We start from the raw sequence: 18,718 nt of genomic DNA, 5'->3' as shown, positions 1-18,718 counted from the left end.
ATGGCGAGTGACGTGGACGAGCTGGGCGAGGAGCGGACATTGCTGTCCGACCGGATCCGCAACGCGCTGACCGACGAGATCGCCAGCGGAGCGCTGCGTGCCGGCACGCAGCTCGACGAGCAGCAGCTCGCCGACCGGTTCGGCGCGTCGCGGACGCCGGTGCGCGAGGCGCTGCGCCAGCTCGCGGTCAGCGGCCTAGCCGAGATGCGCCCGCGTCGCGGCGTCGTCGTCACCCGGCTGACCCCCGAGCGGATCATGGACATGTTCGAGGCGATGGCGGAGATCGAGGCGATGTGCGTGCGGCTCGCCACCAACCGCATGACGCCGCTTGAGCGCAGCCGGCTGATCCAGCTCCATGATTCGTCGCTGGCGATGGTCGAGGCGGACGATGTCGACGCCTATGACGCGTTCAACCGGGCCTTTCACGAGACGCTCTATCACGCGACGCACAACGCCTTCCTCGCCGAACAGGCGATCGCGACGCGCACCCGTCTCAACGCCTTCCGCCGCACGCAATTGCGCCAGGGCCGCCGCATCCTCCGCTCGCGCGAGGAGCATGACGGCGTGATGGCGGCGATCGCCGAGGGCGATGGCGAGACTGCGGCGCGCCGGATGCGCGCGCATATGCTCAACGCGGCGAGCGCGCTCGACCGCTATATCGCCGATCACGACGCGATCGGCTGAACGCCAAGGAGAGATGCCATGTCGAACGCCACCCCGCTCGCCGACCGTCAGGCCGTCCACGCCCGTTCGCTCGCCGATCCCGATGGCTTCTGGCTGGAGGCGGCGACCCGGCTCGACTGGATGACGGCGCCGTCGCGCGCGGGCGACTGGTCGTTCGATCGCGACGATTTCCATATCCGCTGGTTCGAGGACGGCGTGCTCAACGTCGCCGCCAATTGCATCGACCGCCATCTCGCCACGCGCGGCGATCAGGTCGCGATCCTGTGGGAGGGCGACGATCCCACCACCGCGCCGCGCCACATCACTTATGCCGAACTGCACCGTGAGGTGTCGCGCTTCGCCAACGTGCTCAAAGGGCTCGGCGCGGGGAAGGGCGACCGGATCACCCTCTATATGCCGATGATCCCCGAGGCGGCGTTCGCGATGCTCGCCTGCGCGCGGATCGGCGCGGTCCATTCGGTGGTGTTCGCCGGCTTTTCCGCCGAGGCGCTCGCCGGCCGGATCGCCGATTGCGACAGCCGGATCGTCATCACCGCCGACCAGGGCCGCCGCGGCGGCCGCACGATCGCGCTCAAGGCTTGCGTCGACGAGGCGCTGGCGATCGCGCGCGCCGTCGACCACGTCCTCGTCGTCCGCGCGACCGGCGCCGAGGTGCCGATGACCGCGGGCCGCGACATCTGGTATCACGAGGCCGCGCTGAACGTCGCCGCCGACTGCCCGCCCGAGCCGATGGCGGCGGAGGACCCCTTGTTCATCCTCTACACCAGCGGTTCGACCGGCAAGCCCAAGGGCGTCGTCCACAGCACCGGCGGCTATCTGCTGTGGGCGGCGATGACGCACGCGACGGTGTTCGATTACACCGCGCCCGACGTCTATTGGTGCGCCGCCGATATCGGCTGGGTCACCGGCCACAGCTATATCGTCTACGGCCCGCTCGCCAATGGCGCGACGACGCTGATGTACGAGGGCGTTCCCAACTGGCCGACCCCGGCGCGGATATGGGAGGTGGTCGACCGGCATCGCGTGACGACGCTCTATACCGCGCCGACCGCGCTGCGCGCGCTGATGAAGGAGGGGGACGCTTATGTCACCGGCACCAGCCGCGCCTCGCTCAAGCTGCTGGGATCGGTCGGCGAGCCGATCAATCCCGAGGCATGGCGCTGGTATCACGACGTCGTCGGCGGCGGCCGCTGTCCGGTGATGGACACCTGGTGGCAGACCGAGACCGGCGGCCATATGATCACGCCGCTGCCCGGCACGCCGGCCAAGCCCGGCTCGGCGAGCCTGCCCTTCCACGGCGTCGATCCGCGCCTGCTCGATGCCGAGGGCCGCGAACTGGATGGCGCGGCGGAGGGCAATCTGGTCATCGCCGCTTCCTGGCCCGGGCAGATGCGCGGCCTGTGGGGCGATCCCGCGCGCTTCTTCGACGCCTATTTCAGCCTCTATCCGGGCGTCTACACCACCGGCGATGGCGCGCGACGCGACGCGGACGGCTATTGGTGGATCACCGGCCGCGTCGACGACGTGATCAACGTCAGCGGTCATCGCATGGGCACCGCCGAGGTGGAGAGCGCGCTCGTCCTCCACGCCGATGTCGCCGAGGCGGCGGTGGTCGGCTTTCCGCACGACGTGAAGGGGCAGGGGATCTATGCCTATGTCACGCTGAACGCCGGCGTCGCCGCCGACGAGACGCTGCGCGCGGCCTTGCGCGACTGGGTGCGGCGCGAGATCGGCCCGATCGCGACCCCCGACGCGATCCAGTTCGCCCCCGGCCTGCCCAAGACCCGCTCGGGCAAGATCATGCGCCGCATCCTGCGCAAGATCGCCGAGGGGGATACGGCAAGCCTCGGCGATACTTCGACGCTCGCTGATCCCGGCGTGGTGAAGGCCCTCCTCTCCGAATCGCAGGCCAGAGTGCCCGGCTAGAGCCGCGTTCGGATCATCGGCGTCGATCGCAGGCCCCGCCTTTCGCCCGTCGCTATTTCTCGCGAACGACGAGCGCACGGCCACCATAATCGGCGATGCGAACGTTCGCGCGACGCTGAACGACCCGTTTTCCATGGCGCAAATACGTCACCTCGACCGTCACGGCACGCGCCTCGGCAACGCCGAAGTGCACCGGCTGCGCGCTTTGCGTGTTATAGCCATCGCCGGTGCCGACCTGGCGCGTCGCGAGGATGCGTCCGTCGCCGCCGCGCAGCCGCACTTCGGCACCGGGTCGCGTAAAATGCCCCTTCGCGTCGAGCACCAGCACCGACAGGCTGCGGGCGGCGGCGCTCTTCGCCAGCCCGTTGCGGAACAGGAAGTGACCGCCGACCGGGCCGTATCCATCGGTCACCGACAGATCGAGCGCGCCGTCGCGATCATAGTCGACCCATTGCACGCCATGGTCGCCGGCGTTCATCACGCTGTCGCGGGGCAGGACGTTGACGAACCGCCGGCCGCCCTTGCCATCGGGTTCGTTGTGAAGCAGCGCGTTGGTCGGCTGCTGATTTCCGACCGGCCCCTCATAGGCCATGATCGACAGATCGAGCCAACCGTCATTGTCGTAATCGCCCCAAGCGGCGCCGACGCCGTGATTGTCGAAGCCGACCCCGGCGGCGACCGACACATTGTCGAACGTGCCATCGCCGCGATTGCGATAGAGTGCGTTCGGCCCGTAATTGGGCACGAACAGGTCGAGCCGCCCGTCATTGTCGTAGTCGCCGATCGCGCAGCCGACGCCGCCCTCGTCCTTGGTCCGCTTCGGTCCGGCGACGCCGGCCGCGACGGCGACGTCGACGAAACGCGCGCCGTCGTTGCGCCACAAAGCGTCGGCGGCACCGGATTGATTGGCAAGGAACAGATCGAGGTCGCCGTCCTCGTCATAGTCGAACCAGCAGGCGCCGACGGTGGGACGCGGATCGGAGACGCCCGTTCCGGCAAACACCTGTGTGAAGCGACCGCCATCGTTCCGCATCAGCCGGTTGGCACCGATCCGGTCGGCCGCATAGAGATCGACATCGCCGTCGTTGTCATAGTCGACCCAGCTGGTCTGCCGCGCCGAGCGTCCGGAGAAGCCGAGCCCGATCGCCGCGCCGACCTCCTCGAACCCCTTGCCCTTGCGGTTGTGAAAGACGAGCGTCGGCTGTTTCGGATCGGTCGCGCCGCCGAGCAGGTCGAGCCAGCCGTCGCCGTCGTAATCGCCCCAGCTGAGCCCGCGCAATTCGTGTCCCGTCGTCGGCAGGCCCATCGCCGCGCCGACGCTGACGAAGGTGCCGCCGTCGTTGCGATAGAGGCGCAGCTCGCCGCTCTTCAGCGACACCGCAAAGTCGAGATCGCCGTCATTGTCCATGTCGGCCCATGCGTTGGACAGCGAGCCAGCGACCCCGAACAGGTCCGATTGGATCGGCTTGAAGGCCGGCGGGGTAAGGCCGGTCGCGGGTAGCGGCACGCCGTGGCCCCCTTCGCCGTCCGTCTCCACCGCCGCCTGCGGCGCGGCGGCAACGAGGAGCGCGAGGGGGAGCAATCGGACGATCGGACGACGGAACATAAGCTTCCCCTGTTGTATGGGCGGAGCGGGTTGATCGGACTCCGGGTCCGCGTCGGGACGTTCGACGCCCGCCTCTCTCCGTGCCAAACGGGTGGGCCGCGCGTTTCTGCTATCCGTCGCCTGCCGGAACCAGAAGCAGGGAACCGTCGGCTCCTTCGATTGCGCGGATGCCGAAGCTCTGTTCGAGCGCGCGGGCGAAATCACCCGATCGATCGGACCGGAAGGTACCGCCGATCCGGATGCCGGCCAGCGTCGGATCGCCGATCACGATCGGCACGGTGCGATAGCGATTGAACTCGTCGACCGCCTGTTCCAGCGTATCGCCGTCGAAGCTCAGCCGCCCGTCCTGCCACGCGAGACGTCGCTGGATATCGCCGTGCGCCAGCGGCGTCACCGCGATCGTCCCGCGTCGCATCGCCGCGGCATTGCCCGCCGCGACCGGGCGCTCGGTCCGGCCGCCGTCGCGCACGCCGACGACACCCTCGCTCACGGTCACCTCGGTAAGATCGGGGCGCAGCCGCACCGTGAAGGCGGTGCCGACCGCACGGACGCGCGCCTCGTCGGCCGCGACGACGAACGGACGGCTTGTGTCGTGCGCGACGTCGAAGCTCGCTTCGCCGCGCAACAGCCGGATCGAACGGCGTTCGAGTGCCAGATCGACGATGACCGCGGTATCGGTGTTGAGCCGCATCAGGCTGCCGTCGGCGAGCGTCACGGCGCGCCGTTCGCCGATTCCGGTCGTATAATGGCCGTCCCGATCGCCGCGACGCCAGGCGATCGCGCCGATCGCCGCGATCAGGGCGGCGGCGATCCCGCCCATCGCGCGGCGCCGGCTGACCGTAGGTGCCGGATCCTGCCGCGCTGTAGCGATCGACACCGGGGCCGGGGGCGTCGCCAGGATCGACTGCTCGGGCGGGGAGTCGCGCAACCGGGCGGCAAGCGCCCAACCCGCCTCGACCTTGGCGAAGGCATAGCCGTGCGCGGGGTCCTGCTCGATCCAGCGATAGGCGGCGTCCCAATCGGCGTCAGCCTCGCTGGCGCGGGCCGCCAGGAACAGTCGCGTGGCTTCCGCGTCGATCGCCTGTCTTATCGTTGCGCTTGTGCAGGGACCATCCAAAACCCGAACCCTCGTACTCGCCGATCGCCTGCATGATCTTCAGCGCGGCACGTGCTAAATGCTTGTCTACGGTAGAAACGGACAGGCCCATCTCGTCTGCTATCGCACCCGTCGGCCAATCATACACCCGCCGCAAGACGAAAGCGCGCCGGCATTGCGGGGGAAGGGTGTCGAGGATCGACTGAAGATGCCGCAATTCATCGCGTGCCTCCAGCCGGGCCTGCGCGCTGTCGTCGACGCCGATCAGGTCGAGATCGGAAATGAGATCGAACGACACGATCTTGCTGCGTCGGGCCGCGTCGATGACGAGATTGCGGGCGATCTGGTACAGATAGGCGCGGCCGGACTGCACGCGTTCGATGTCGCCGGTCGCATAGGCCCGCGTCATCGCCTCTGCCACGACGTCATCGACGTCGGCGCCATCGGGCAGCACCCGGCGCAGGCGCGACCGGAGCGCGCCCTCATGCGGCAGAATGGCCTGTTTGTACCATTCGAGCCTGGCCCTGACCGACCCGTTGCCCGTGCTTGAATCCACCGGAACCTCCCCGAACGTGACGAAGGCGTTCCTCTCCCGCGGACTTGATGTTGCGACGATACGACCAGCCTTTGCCCCGGCTGTCCAGCCATCATGAAATAAAAATGCCATGATGATTAGCAGATTGTGTCGCGGCGAACGTCTTCCCCAACGAGACACCATTGCCGGGGGGCTGACGATGACCAGAGCTTTGATATTCGGCGCGCTGTTGACCGGCACTGCCATGATGCCGTTGGCGCCTGCCGCCGCGGCGCAGTCGGCGACGACCGCCCCGGCGACGATCACCTTCGCGATCGAGGCGCAATCGGTGCAGAGCGCGCTCGCCCGTTTCGCCGAACAATCGGGGGTGCAGATCCTCTTTCCCTACGACCGCGTCGCCGGTCTGCGTACCGGCGGCGTGAAGGGGCGCATGTCGGCAGAGGCCGCACTCGGGCGTCTGCTCTCCGGCACCGGTCTGCGCGTCAACCGCAGCGGCGGTGGCGTGATCGCATTGTCGCTGCCGGCGTCGGCGAAGCCGCCGCAACCGATGCGTACCGCCGCGCTGCGCACGGTCGCACTCACCCCGGCGTTCCAGCAGGCGCAGGTCAGCGATGCGCAGGATCCGACCGCCCCGACCGCAGACCAGGTCGACGAGCCGGCGAGCGACATCGTCGTCACCGGCAGCCGTGGCCAGCCGCGTACCGTCGTCGACAGCCCGACGCCGATCGACGTCATCAGCGGTGCCGAGCTCCAGCGGACCGGCAAGTCCGGTGTGTTCGCCGCGCTCAACACCTTGGTGCCCTCGTTCAACCTGCCGACACGGGCGGGGGGCGGCACATCGACCGTGATCGCGACCGGCGGCTTGCGCGGCCTCAATCCGGACCAGACGCTGATCCTGGTCAACGGCAAGCGTCGGCACAAAACCTCGCTCATCAACGCCGTTTCCAATTACTATAACGGTTCGGTCCCGGCCGACCTCGACATGATCCCCACCGCTGCGGTCGATCACATCGAGGTGCTGCGCGACGGTGCCGCCGCCCAATATGGCTCGGACGCGATCGCCGGCGTCATCAACGTGATCCTGAAGGACGATGCGAAGGGCGGCTTTGGCGCGCTGACCGCGGGCCAGAACATGGATCGTAGCGACGGCGAGCTGTTTCAGGCCGATCTGAACCTCGGGCTGCCGCTGGGCGAGCATGGGTTCGTCAACCTTTCGGCCGGCGCGAAAAAGCAGCAGGCGTCGAACCGCGCCGAACCGATCGCCTCGAACATCCGGCTGTATCCGCTGGTGAACGGCGCGCTCGACCCGCGCGAGGCGACGATCGACCGGCTGGTCACGTCCAATTACGGATCAATGCCGCAGGAAAGCATCACCACGGCGTTGAACGCCGGCTATGATATCGGCACCGTCGAACTCTATGCGTTCGGCACCTATGGGCAGCGCAAGTCGGACCTCAATTACACCTATCGTCCCGCGACCAACGCCAATTCGCTGCCGCAGGTCTATCCCAACGGCTTCTATCCCCGTGTTGTCATCAGCGAGGAGGATTACGAGGTCGCGGTGGGCGCACGGGGCGTCATTGCCGGATGGAAGTGGGATTTCAGCTCGACGCTCGGGCGCAACCGCTCGCGCCAGCGCGCGGACCGCACGATCAACGCCTCGCTGGGACCGACCAGTCCGACGGAATTCTATGTCGGGTCGCTGATCTCGAAAGAGGCGGTGAACTCGCTCGACCTTACCCGCTCCTACCCGGTCGGGGCGGGAACGTTGCAGGTGTCGGGCGGCCTCCAGCACCGCATCGAAAGCTACCAGGTCGTGCAGGGCGAGCCGGCGAGCTATGCGGCCGGGACCTATACGTCCAGCCTCGGCCGGCCGACGCCGGGCGCCTCGGGCGCAGCCGGTTTCCAGCCGTCCGACGCCGGCTTCGTCAAGCGCAACAACCTCGCGGCCTATGCCGATATCGCCTGGGACCCGTCGCGCGACGTGACGATCGGCGGCGCGTTGCGCTATGAACATTATGACGACGACAGCGGCGACACGCTGATCGGCAAGGTCAACGCGCGCTATGCCGTCGCGCCCTGGATCGCCCTGCGTGGCGCGGCGAGCACGGGCTTCCGCGCGCCGGCGCTGGCGCAGCAAATCTATGCGTCGACCACCGGACAATTCCGTACGATCGGCACGCCGCCGACGCTCAACCTGTTGCAGATCAAGACGCTGCCGGTCGGATCGCCCGCCGCCCTGGCGCTGGGGGCACAACCGCTGACACCGGAGAAATCGACCAATTTCAGCGCCGGACTGGTGCTGACGCCGTTGCCGCGGCTCAGCGTCACGGTCGACGGCTATCAGATCAAGGTCGAGGATCGCATCGCGATCACCTCGACGCTCACCGGCAATGCCGTGTCGGCGATCTTGGTCGCCAATGGCCAGTCGCCCGATATCAGCGCGCAATATTACACCAATGCGATCGATACCCGCACGCGCGGCGTCGACGTCGTCGCAACCTATCGTCATCCGGTCGGCACGATCGCCAACCTCGCGTGGAACCTCGGCTATAATTACAACAAGACGATCATCACCGGCGTGAAGGCGAATCCGCCGCAGCTGGCCGCATTGGGCGCGGATTACGTGCTGTTCGACCGGCTGTCGCGCAGCAACCTGACAGTCAACCTGCCGCGCACCAAGCTGTTCATCGGTAACGTCGCGACGATCGACGCTTTCACTCTGTCGACCCGTGTCGTCCGCTATGGCAGCTTCAAATCGTTCGGCAATGCCGTGATCAACGACCGTACCTTCGGCGCGAAGTGGATCACCGATCTCGAGCTGTCGTGGAGGACGACCGACAGCCTGACGGTGGCGGTCGGTGCGAACAACCTGTTCAACGTCTACCCGGATCGCAACGACACGCTGACCAACGTCAACACCGGGGCGGGCTTCTACGCGACCAGCGGCGCCTACGGCTTCACCGGCGGTTATTATTACGGCCGCGTCGCGGTCAATTTCTGATGGGGAACAGGGCGATGCGCGCGACGATCATCTGGGCTGCGGCCCTCGGGCTGGCAGCAGCGGCGCCGGCCGCGACGCCGAAGGGCAATGCCGGAGGCGGCGAGATCCTGTGGGACACGTTCGGCGTGCCGCACGTCTATGCCAAGACCGAGGCAGGCGCCTTCTGGGGCTTCGGCTATGCGCAGGCGCAGAGCCACGGCAATCTGCTGCTCAAGCTATTCGGTGAGGCGCGGGGACGCGCTGCGGAATATTGGGGCGGCGCGGACAACGAGACGCAGGACCGCTGGCTCGTCGCCAACGACGTGCCGACCCGCGCGGTGACGTGGTTCCGCCAGCAGACGCCGCAGATGCGGGCGGATCTCGACGCGTTCGCCGCGGGGATCAACGCCTATGCCGCCGCGCATCCCGATGCGATCGCGCCGGCGATGCGGCGCGTGCTGCCGGTCAGCGGCACCGATGTGATGGCGCACGCCCACCGGCTGATGAACTACGTCTACATCGCGTCGGATCGCAAGGTGCTCGCCGATCCGACCACGAACGAGGCGGGCGGGTCCAACGCCTGGGCGGTGGCGCCGTCACGCTCGGCGAGCGGCAAGGCGATGCTGCTCGCCAACCCGCATCTCCCCTGGGCACCGAGCATGCTCACTTACTACGAGGCGCATCTGACCGCGCCCGGTTACAGCGTCTATGGCGCGACGCAGGTCGGGCTGCCGGTGCTTCGTTTCGCGTTCAACGACGATCTCGGCTTCACCAATACCGTCAACACGATGCTCGGCTATTCCAGTTACAAGCTGACGCTGGCGGATGGCGGTTATCGCTACGACGGCAAGGTGTTGCCCTTCACCACCGCGCAGAAGAGCTACAAGGTGCGCCAGTCCGACGGGAGGTTGAAGACGGTCGCCTTTACGCAGCGCTATGCGACCCAGGGGCCGGTGTTCGACCTGCCCAACAACACCGGTACGATCGCGCTGAAGGTCGCCGGTCTTGATCGCCCGGGCGTGCTCCAGCAATATCTCGACATGGGCAAGGCGCACGACTTCGCGGCATTCCAGCGAGCGCTTGGGCGGATGCAGGTGCCCATGTTCAACATCGTCTATGCCGATCGCGCCGGGCATATCATGTACATCGACAACGGCATCCTGCCGCGCCACGCGGACGGCGACGTACCGACCTGGTCGAAGCCGGTGGCGGGCGACACGCCGGCGACCGTGTGGCGCGACGTGCATGGCTATGACGACCTGCCCAAGGTGGTCGACCCGGCGAGCGGCTTCGTCCAGAACGCCAACGATCCGCCTTGGCTGGCGACCTGGCCGCGCCAGCTCGATCCCAAGGCGTTCCCTGCCTATGTCGCGCCGGTCGGCCCGGTCAGCCAGCGCGCGCAGCATTCGGTCATGCTGATGACCGCGACGCCGAAGCTGTCGTTCGACGATTTCGTCACGCGCAAGCTGGAAACCCGGTCCCTGATGGCGGACCGGCTGCTGCCCGATCTGCTCGCCGCGGCGAAAGGCAATAAGGATCCGGACATCGTCGCGGCATCGGCATTGCTCGCGAGCTGGGACCACAGATTCGAGGGCGATGCCCGCGGCGCGCTGCTGTTCGAGACCTGGGCGGCGCTGTTCGCCCCGCGCAATTTCGTCGACCAAAGCAATTACGCGGTGAAGTGGACGCTCGACGATCCGCTCGCCACGCCGCGCGGGCTGAAGGACCCGGCCGCGGCGGTCGCGATGCTGAAGGCGGCGGCGGCGAAGACCCGGCAATTGTACGGCTCACTCGACCGCCCGTTCGGCGAAGCCTCGCGCTTCCATCTCGGCGACGTCAGCGTGCCGGGCAACGGCGGCTTCGGCAATACCGGCGTGTTCCGGACGATCACCTGGGGACCGATGAAGAACGGCGAACGCACGCCGGTCCATGGCGAGACCTGGGTGTCGATGATTGAATTCTCCACACCGATGAAGGCGGTGGGCATGATGAGCTATGGCAATGCGAGCCAGCCCGGATCGAAGCACAACAGCGACCAGCTGCGCTTCCTGACGACCAAGACCTTCCGCACCTTATGGCGGGACCGCGCCGAGGTGGAACGTCACGTCGAAGAGAGGACGGCGTTCTGATGCGCGCCGCATGGCTTGCGCCGCTGGCGCTGTTCGCGCTCGCCGCCTCTGCGCAGGACGCACGGCAGGTGCATGAGGCGGCGATCGTGCTCGACACGCATTTCGACACCCCCGCCAATCTCGGCCGCCCCGGCTGGAGCATCATGGACCGCCACAGCCGGGCCGACACCGGCGATCAGGTCGATTACCCGCGGATGGTCGAGGGCGGGATCGACGGCGGGTTCTTCGCGATCTTCACCGCGCAAGGGCCCCGCACGCCGGAAGGAGATCGCGATGCGCGCGATGCGGCGCTGGTGCGTGCGGTGCAGATCCGCGAGATGGTCGCGCGGCATTCCGACGCCTTCCGGCTGGTAACCACCTCGGCGGAAGCCCGCGCTGCCGTTGCCGCCAAGAAGCGGTTCGTCTTCATGAGTATGGAGAACGGCTATCCGTTCGAGGGCGACCTGTCGCTGATGCGCGGCTTCCAGCGGCTGGGCGTCACGATGATGAGCCCGGTCCACTTCAGGAACGACGACCTCGCCGACAGCGCGACCGACACGCCCGAATGGCACGGGCTCAGTCCCAAAGGCAGGATGTTCGTCGCGGAGGCCAATCGGCTCGGCATCCTCATCGACTGCAGTCACGCTTCCGACGACGTGCTTCGTCAGACGATCGCCTTGTCGAAGGCGCCGATCATCCTGTCGCATTCGGGCGTGCGTGCGATGTTTGATCATCCGCGCAACGTCACCGACGCCGATCTGCGCGCGCTGGCGGCCAAGGGCGGCGTGGTGCAGATCAACGCCTTCGACGGCTATATGATCGCACAGCCGAAAATTCCGGCGCGCGAGACGGCGTTGGCGGCGCTGATGGCGAAGCTGCCGCCGCGCGCGACGATGACCGAGGCGGATCGCAAAGCGTTTCTGGCAGAGCGCAAGGCGATCGACGCCCGTTGGCCGGTGCCGCGTGCGACCTTCGACGACGTGATGAAGCATCTGCTGCATGCGATCGCGGTGGCCGGGATCGATCATGTCGGCATCAGCGGCGATTTCGACGGCGGCGGCGGGGTCGAGGGGTTCGACGACATCACCGCCTTTCCGAAGATCACCGCGGCGCTGCTCGCACGCGGCTATAGCGCGGCGGACGTCGCCAAGGTGTGGGGCGGCAACGCGCTGCGCGTGCTCGATGCGGCGCAGGCCGCGGGCGATCCGGCCGCGCGCCCGACCATTCCCGTCACCGCATGAGCCGCATACGGTTCATGCGCCAACGGGATCAGCGCACCAGCTCGAACGTGCCGTGCACGCCATCCGCCTGTGCCGAGGGCGCGATCCATACGTCGAACGTGCCGGGTTCGACCGTGGGCCGCAGGTCGCCGCCGAGGAATTCGAGCTGCGCGCGGGTCAGCGTGAAGCGCACCGTCTCGCTCGCGCCCGGCGCCAGCGCGAGTCTGCGGAACGCCTTGAGCTCGCGCACCGGCCGGGTGATGCTGGCGACGCGGTCGCGGATGTAGAGCTGGACCAGCTCCTCGCAGGCGCGCGTGCCGGTGTTGCTGATCGTCGCCGATACCTCGATCCGCCCGTCCCACGCCAGCGTCGCCGGCACGTTCGCGGCGGCATAGCCGACCTTGCCGTAGGTGAGGCCATGGCCGAACGGATAGAGCGCGGCATTGGGCGACGTGCGCCACTGCGCCTTGTACGGCTGGCGCGGGCCGTCGGGCGCGGGGCGCCCGGTCGCCTTGTGCGCGTAATAATAGGGTTCCTGCCCGCTTTCGTGCGGGAAGCTCAGCGGCAGGCGTCCGGACGGGCCGACCTTGCCGAACAACACGTCGGCGATGGCATGGCCGGTCTCCGACCCGAGGAACCAGGTGACGACGATCGCCGGTGCCGCCTTGACCGCGCCGTCCAGCGCGAGACCGCGACCGTTCTTGAGCAGCACGACGATCGGCTTGCCCGTCGCGGCGACCGCCTCGGCCAGCGCCATCTGCGGCGCGGGCACGGTGATCGACGTGCGCGACTGCGCCTCGCCCGACATCGTCTCGCTCTCGCCGATCGCGAGCACGACGACATCCGCGGCACGCGCCGCCGCGACGGCCGCGTCGATCCCGCCTGCGATGGGCTCCTCGACACCCGAACCGGGCGTCACGCTGACGGTACGCGCGCCCGCCGCCTTGACGCCGGTGGCCAGATCGATCGCCTGGTTGTTGTCGCCATAGACCACCCATGGCCCGTTGAGGTCGTGCTGGCCGCTCGCGAACGGACCGATCAGCGCGATGCGCTGCGCCGGATCGAGCGGCAGCAGGTCGCCGTCGTTCCTGAGCAGCACGATCGATTTCTGCGCCGCCTCGCGCGACAGCGCGAGCGCCGCCTTGGTGCGCGACCGCGCCGTCTCGCGCTTGGCATCGATGCGGCGGAACGGATCGTCGAACAGGCCGAGCCGGTGCTTGACCATCAGCACGCGCCGCACCGACCGGTCGAGCGTCGCCTGCGGCACCGCGCCTTCGCGGACGAGCTCGGCAAGGTGCAGCGCATAGAGATTCGACTGCATGCTCATGTCGACCCCGGCCAGAAAGGCGAGGCGCGCGGCATCCTTGCCGTCCTTGGCGAAGCCGGCGGCGATCATCTCCTCGTCGCCGGTGTAATCGGAGACGATGATGCCGGGGAATTTCCATTCGTCGCGCAGCACCTGCTGCATCAGCCAGGCATTGCCGGTCGCGGGGACGCCGTTGATCTCGTTGAACGAAGCCATGCCGCTCATCGCACCGGCGTCGAACCCGGCCTTGTACGGCGGCAGATAGACTTCGCGCAGCGTCCGCTCCGACAGGTCGACGCTGTTGTAATCGAGCCCGCTCTCGGCCGCGCCATAAGCGGCGAAATGCTTGATGCAGGCCATCACCGCGTCGATGTCGCCGAGCTGCTTGCCCTGGAAGCCGCGGACGCGCGCCGTGGCGAACATCTGGCCGAGCAGCGTGTCCTCGCCCGCGCCTTCCATCGTCCGGCCCCAGCGCTGGTCGCGGGCGATGTCGACCATCGGGAAGAAGGTCCAGTCGATCCCCGCCGCCGCGGCTTCATAGGCGGCCATGCGTGCGGTGCGCATCGCCAGATCGGGATCGAAACTCGCCGCCTCGGCCACCGGCACCGGGAAGATGGTGCGGTGGCCGTGGATCACGTCGGCGGCGAAGAGCAATGGGATCTTCAGCCGCGATTCCCGCATCACCGCCTGCTGCATCCGCCGCGCCATCACCGCGCCATTGCCGTTGAACACGCCGGTGAGCTTGCCCGCGACCGCATCGGCGAGCTGACCTTCGAAGCTCGGGCCGCCGGTCGTCGGCGGGTTGAGCCCGGTGGCGATGCCGCCGCTCCACGCCGCGGCGTTGAGCTGCAACTGGCCCGCCTTCTCCTCCAGCGTCATCCGGGCGAGGATCGCCTCGATCCCGGCGGGCAAGGCGGCGTCCGCCGCCGCGGAGAGCAGCGCACGCGCCGGACTGGCGGCCCAGGCGGCGATCGTCCCGGCGCCGAGCAGCGCCGCACGCCGCGAGATGGTGATGTCGGTCATATCCAGGTCGTCCCCTCATCGCCGTCGTCGCGCGTGCCCGGGGTAGCCCGCGAAGGACCCGGTGCTTTTCGCGTTGACGCTATCCTGTAACCGGTTACACAGCTCACCGGCGTCGCACAAGATGTGTCGCAACGATAGAAGGTCGGGGATGGCACGCAAGGGGAGGGCATGAAACAGGCATCCGCCACGGTCCGCGACGTCGCGCGCGTCGCCGAGGTATCGGTCGCGTCGGTATCGCGCGCGCTCAACGGGCATAGCAGCGTCCGCCCCGACATGCGCGCGCGCGTGCTCGCGGCGGCGAAGGCGCTCGGCTATGTGCCGCACGCCGGCGCGCGCAGTCTGTCGCTGGCCCGCAGCCATGCGATCGGTGTCGTCCTGCCCGACCTCTACGGCGAATTCTTCTCGGAGATCGTCCGCGGCATGGATCGCGAGGTCACGGCGCGCGGCTATCACCTTCTGCTGTCGAACATGCACGCCGATGCGGCGCTGGCGGCGCAGGCGATGCGATCGATGCGCGGCCGCGTCGACGGGCTGATCGTGATGGCGCCGCAGCTCGATGTCGCCGAGCTCGACGAGGCGCTGCCACGCGACGTACCCGCGGTGCTGGTCAATTGCCGCGAGACGACCGGCCGCGCCGCCTATCGGATCGACAATGCCGCCGGGATCAGGGCAGCGGTCGCGCACCTCGCCGCGACCGGCCGCCGCCGGCTCCTGCACATCAGCGGCCCGGACGGCAATATCGATGGACGCGAACGCCGCGACGCCTTCCTCGCCGCGATGGCGGTGCACGCACCCGATAGCGACCCGATCGTCATCGAAGGCGATTTCCGCGAGGAATCGGGCGTCGCGGCGGTGCGCCGGCTGATCGCCACGGGCGAGGCGTGCGACGGCATCGTCGCCGCCAACGACATGATGGCTTTGGGGGCGATGAGCGCGCTGCGCGAGGCGGGGGCGGCGGTCCCCGGCGACATCGCGGTCACCGGTTTCGACGACGTTCCGCTCGCCCGCTATCTCGGCCTGACGACGGTGCGGATCAACCTCGCCGAAATGGGGGCGAGCGCCACCGCGCGGCTGATCGATGCGCTCGACGGCGGTGCGCTGTCGCCGGACACGGAAATCGTCGCGACCGAGCTCGTCATCCGCTCCACCACCGGACCCTTGTCGACATGATTTTTGCCCCGATCGACCGCCGCGAACTGCTGGCTCGCGCCCCGCTCGCCACCGCCGCCGCCTGCCTGCCCGCTCTGGCCGGGGCGGCGCCGCGCGCCGCGCTGCCCGGCTGGTTCGATGACCTGGAGCAGCGGACCTTCCGCTTCTTCTGGGATCTCGCCAATCGCGACAACGGGCTGGTGCCGGATCGCTGGCCGACCCCGTCTTTCGCCAGCATCGCCGCGGTCGGCTTCGCGCTGACCGCCTATCCCGTCGGGGTGGCGCGCGGCTGGATCAGGCGCGAAGCCGCGCGCGACCTGACGCTCGCCACGCTGCGCTTCTTCGCTGCCGCGCCGCAGGGCGACGCGCCGGCGGGAATGAGCGGGCACAAGGGCTTCTTCTATCACTTCCTCGACATGAAGACCGGCCAGCGCTTCCGCGATACCGAGCTGTCGAGCGTCGACACCACGCTTCTCTTCCTCGGCATCCTGTTCGCCGGCGCCTGGTACGATCGCGCCGATCCGGCAGAGGCGGAGATCCGGCGGCTGGCGCAGCAAATCACCGATCGCGCCGACTGGCCGTGGTTCACCAACGCGCGTGGCAGCGTATCGATGGGCTGGCACCCGGGGCAGGGCTTCATCGAGCGGCCGTGGGAGGGGTATAACGAGGGTATGATGGTCTACATCGTCGGCCTCGGCAGCCGGGGCAAGCCGCTCGCCGACGGGGCGTGGGATGCGTGGACCAAAACCTATCCGGGCTTCTGGCGCGGCCGGGGGACGACGCGGCACCTCGCCTTCGCGCCGCTGTTCGGCCATCAGTACAGCCAGATGTGGATCGACTTCCGCGGCGTCCGCGATGCGACGATGCGGCAGGCTGGCTTCGACTATTTTGAGAACAGCCGCCGCGCGACCTACGCCAATCGCGCCTATTGCATCGCCAATCCCATGCGCTGGGACGGCTATGGCCGCGATATCTGGGGACTGACCGCCTGCGACGGACCGGGCAATTTCCGCTTGCCGTTCAAGGAACGGACCGCGGAATTCTTTGGCTATTCGGCGCGGGGCCCGCTCGGCCAGCCGGACGAGCGTGACGATGGGACGCTGGCGCCGACCGCCGCGCTGGGCAGCCTCGCCTTCGCGCCGGAGATCGTCGTCCCCGCCGCCAATGCGATGAAGGCATGGCCCGGACTCTACGGCAAATATGGCTTCCTCGACAGCTTCAACCCGTCGTTCCGCTATACCGACGTCAAGCTGGAGGCGGGGTCGGTGGATGCCACGAGCGGCTGGGTCGACGGGGATTATCTGGGCATCGATCAGGGCGCGATCCTCGGCGCGATCGCCAATATGCGCGACGAGGGCGTGTGGCGGGCGATGCGCCGCTCGCCGACGATCCGGCGCGGGCTGACGCGGGCAGGGTTCGCCGGCGGATGGCTGGGGTGAGCGGGAGCCATCCCAATCCGCCGCTCAAGACGATCACGATCGTCGGCGGGGGCACCGCCGGCTGGATGACCGCGGCGCTGCTGTCGCGGCTCTTGCTCGGCGCCTATACGATCCGGCTGATCGAATCGGCGGAGATCGGCACGATCGGCGTCGGCGAAGCGACGATCCCCGCTATCCGGACCTTCAACGGCCTCGCCGGCATAGACGAGTTCGAGTTCGTCCGCGCGACGCAGGCGACGTTCAAGCTCGGCATCGAGTTCCGCAACTGGGGCGGCGTCGGCGACAGCTACATCCACGGGTTCGGCAAGATCGGTCAGGACCTCTATTGGCTGCACTGCCACCAATTCTGGCTCAAGGCGCGGTCGATGGGGGAGGGCCGACCGCTCGATCATTATGCGCTCAACACGCTGGCGGCACGGATGAACCGCTTCGCCTTGCCCGATCCGGCGCACCCGAATTCGCCGATCGCCGACCTCGATTACGCCTATCATTTCGACGCCGCGCTTTACGCCGCCTTCCTGCGCGGCCGCGCCGAGGCGGCGGGCGTCCAGCGGATCGAGGGGCGGATCGTCGCCGCCAACCGGCGCGGGCAGGACGGTTTCCTCGATCATGTCGTGCTCGCCGACGGACGGACGGTCGACGGCGACCTGTTCGTCGACTGTTCGGGCATGCGCGGGCTGCTGATCGGCGATGCAATGGGGGTCGGCTACGAGGATTGGGACCATTGGCTGCTCTGCGACCGCGCCCTGGCGGTGCCGAGCGCACGGCAGGGGCCGCTGACGCCCTATACCCGCTCGATCGCGCATGATGCCGGCTGGCAATGGCGGATCCCGCTGCAGCATCGCACCGGCAACGGCCATGTCTATGCCAGTCGCTTCGTCTCGGACGAGGCGGCCGCGCAGACGTTGCTCGCCCATCTCGACTCCCCGGCGATCGGCGATCCGCGGCCGGTGCGCTTCCGCCCCGGCAAGCGGCAGCGCGCATGGGAGAAGAATGTCGTCGCGCTCGGACTTGCCGGCGGTTTTCTCGAACCGCTCGAATCGACCAGCATCCATCTGATCCAGACCGGCATCCTCCGACTGATCGCATTGTTCCCCGGGCGCGGCTTTCAGGATGCCGACATCGCCGAATACAATCGCCAGACCGACTTCGAATATCGCGACGTGCGCGATTTCATCATTGCGCATTACAAGGTCACCGACCGCGAAGACACGGAATTTTGGCGCTACGTCAAGCATATGGACGTGCCCGACAGCCTCACCGAACGGCTTGCGCTGTTCGCGGCGTCGGCGCGGTTCTTCATGCACGGCAAGGCCGAGCTGTTCCGCGAGGAAAGCTGGGTGCAGGTCCTGCTCGGCCAGCGCCTGCGCGCGGCCTATGATCCGATGGTCGACATGATCCCCGCCGCACAGGCCGCCGCCTTTCTCGGCGATGTCGAGGAGGTGATCGCCGAGGTCGCCGCCGGGATGCCGACGCACGAAGCGTTCATCGCCCGCCACTGCCAGGCCTGACTGTTGCCGGAGCGCAACGGTCCAAGTCTTTAGCGCGAGCCGTGTTGTAACCGGTTACGGAGGCGAGTAACCGGTTTCATATGCCCAGCGCGATCCGCTGCCGTCGCTCGTCGACGCGCCGGTGCAAGCAAA

12 protein-coding genes are annotated in these 18,718 nt (G+C 68.0%); 8 read left to right on the top strand and 4 right to left on the bottom strand.

Features of this window, described 5'->3' with window-relative positions; translation table 11 throughout:
- On the top strand, positions 1–684 hold the full coding sequence (locus tag MC45_RS04575) for a GntR family transcriptional regulator (protein WP_038660086.1): 684 nt from the start codon (positions 1–3) through the stop codon (positions 682–684).
- An 18-nt stretch (positions 685–702) separates the two neighbouring features.
- On the top strand, positions 703–2,610 hold the full coding sequence (gene acs / locus MC45_RS04570) for an acetate--CoA ligase (RefSeq protein ID WP_038660083.1): 1,908 nt from the start codon (positions 703–705) through the stop codon (positions 2,608–2,610).
- Positions 2,611–2,662: 52 nt separating this feature from the next.
- On the opposite strand, the gene MC45_RS04565 is transcribed toward acs, so the two are convergent.
- From MC45_RS04565 to MC45_RS04555, 3 genes are all read right to left on the bottom strand, one after another.
- Positions 2,663–4,216 carry a CRTAC1 family protein gene (locus MC45_RS04565; RefSeq protein WP_038660080.1) on the bottom strand — a complete coding sequence of 518 codons (1,554 nt, stop codon included), beginning with the start codon at positions 4,214–4,216 and terminating at the stop codon, positions 2,663–2,665.
- 109 nt (positions 4,217–4,325) lie between these two features.
- Entirely contained in the window at positions 4,326–5,333 is a 1,008-nt protein-coding gene (locus MC45_RS04560) for a FecR family protein (protein ID WP_038660077.1), read from the bottom strand.
- Positions 5,242–6,093, bottom strand: coding sequence for an RNA polymerase sigma factor (locus MC45_RS04555; protein WP_245640840.1), 852 nt, complete (start codon positions 6,091–6,093; stop codon positions 5,242–5,244). The genes MC45_RS04560 and MC45_RS04555 overlap by 92 nt, the downstream gene beginning before the upstream one ends.
- Between MC45_RS04555 and MC45_RS04550 the strand changes: the two genes are divergently transcribed.
- From MC45_RS04550 to MC45_RS04540, 3 genes are read left to right on the top strand one after another with little or no spacing between them, the layout of a single operon-like run.
- Complete coding sequence (locus MC45_RS04550; RefSeq protein ID WP_245640839.1) at positions 6,077–8,851, top strand: TonB-dependent receptor; 2,775 nt, start codon at positions 6,077–6,079, stop codon at positions 8,849–8,851. The two genes, MC45_RS04555 and MC45_RS04550, sit on opposite strands and share 17 nt — an antisense overlap.
- A 14-nt stretch (positions 8,852–8,865) precedes the next feature.
- Complete coding sequence (locus MC45_RS04545) at positions 8,866–10,959, top strand: penicillin acylase family protein (protein ID WP_038666460.1); 2,094 nt, start codon at positions 8,866–8,868, stop codon at positions 10,957–10,959.
- On the top strand, positions 10,959–12,179 hold the full coding sequence (locus MC45_RS04540; RefSeq protein ID WP_038660074.1) for a dipeptidase: 1,221 nt from the start codon (positions 10,959–10,961) through the stop codon (positions 12,177–12,179). Before MC45_RS04545 ends, MC45_RS04540 begins: the two co-directional genes overlap by 1 nt.
- A 28-nt stretch (positions 12,180–12,207) precedes the next feature.
- On the opposite strand, the gene bglX is transcribed toward MC45_RS04540, so the two are convergent.
- On the bottom strand, positions 12,208–14,487 hold the full coding sequence (bglX, locus tag MC45_RS04535) for a beta-glucosidase BglX (protein WP_038660071.1): 2,280 nt from the start codon (positions 14,485–14,487) through the stop codon (positions 12,208–12,210).
- 168 nt (positions 14,488–14,655) lie between these two features.
- Between bglX and MC45_RS04530 the strand changes: the two genes are divergently transcribed.
- Genes MC45_RS04530 through MC45_RS04520 form a run of 3 tightly spaced genes read left to right on the top strand, consistent with a single transcriptional unit; the run spans position 14,656 to position 18,586 of the window.
- Positions 14,656–15,657, top strand: coding sequence for a LacI family DNA-binding transcriptional regulator (locus MC45_RS04530; RefSeq protein WP_038660068.1), 1,002 nt, complete (start codon positions 14,656–14,658; stop codon positions 15,655–15,657).
- On the top strand, positions 15,654–17,075 hold the full coding sequence (locus MC45_RS04525) for a glucoamylase family protein (protein WP_038660065.1): 1,422 nt from the start codon (positions 15,654–15,656) through the stop codon (positions 17,073–17,075). Before MC45_RS04530 ends, MC45_RS04525 begins: the two co-directional genes overlap by 4 nt.
- Positions 17,063–18,586, top strand: a complete 1,524-nt coding sequence (locus MC45_RS04520; RefSeq protein WP_038666457.1) for a tryptophan halogenase family protein — start codon at positions 17,063–17,065, stop codon at positions 18,584–18,586. Before MC45_RS04525 ends, MC45_RS04520 begins: the two co-directional genes overlap by 13 nt.
- Positions 18,587–18,718 lie beyond the last annotated feature (132 nt).

It is taken from the genome of Sphingomonas taxi (assembly GCF_000764535.1).
Classification (GTDB): domain Bacteria; phylum Pseudomonadota; class Alphaproteobacteria; order Sphingomonadales; family Sphingomonadaceae; genus Sphingomonas; species Sphingomonas taxi.
Note: the sequence above shows the minus strand (reverse complement) of the source record. Positions and strands in the feature narration are given on the sequence as shown.

What these genes read in the sequence shown, in the direction of transcription:
- MC45_RS04575 (WP_038660086.1), top strand. Translation starts at nt 1, where the DNA reads ATGGCGAGTGACGTGGACGAGCTGGGCGAGGAGCGGACATTGCTGTCC.
- acs (WP_038660083.1), top strand. Translation starts at nt 703, where the DNA reads ATGTCGAACGCCACCCCGCTCGCCGACCGTCAGGCCGTCCACGCCCGT.
- MC45_RS04565 (WP_038660080.1), bottom strand. Translation starts at nt 4,216, where the DNA reads ATGTTCCGTCGTCCGATCGTCCGATTGCTCCCCCTCGCGCTCCTCGTT.
- MC45_RS04555 (WP_245640840.1), bottom strand. Translation starts at nt 6,093, where the DNA reads ATGGCAGTGCCGGTCAACAGCGCGCCGAATATCAAAGCTCTGGTCATC.
- MC45_RS04545 (WP_038666460.1), top strand. Translation starts at nt 8,866, where the DNA reads ATGCGCGCGACGATCATCTGGGCTGCGGCCCTCGGGCTGGCAGCAGCG.
- MC45_RS04540 (WP_038660074.1), top strand. Translation starts at nt 10,959, where the DNA reads ATGCGCGCCGCATGGCTTGCGCCGCTGGCGCTGTTCGCGCTCGCCGCC.
- bglX (WP_038660071.1), bottom strand. Translation starts at nt 14,487, where the DNA reads ATGACCGACATCACCATCTCGCGGCGTGCGGCGCTGCTCGGCGCCGGG.
- MC45_RS04530 (WP_038660068.1), top strand. Translation starts at nt 14,656, where the DNA reads ATGAAACAGGCATCCGCCACGGTCCGCGACGTCGCGCGCGTCGCCGAG.
- MC45_RS04525 (WP_038660065.1), top strand. Translation starts at nt 15,654, where the DNA reads ATGATTTTTGCCCCGATCGACCGCCGCGAACTGCTGGCTCGCGCCCCG.
- MC45_RS04520 (WP_038666457.1), top strand. Translation starts at nt 17,063, where the DNA reads ATGGCTGGGGTGAGCGGGAGCCATCCCAATCCGCCGCTCAAGACGATC.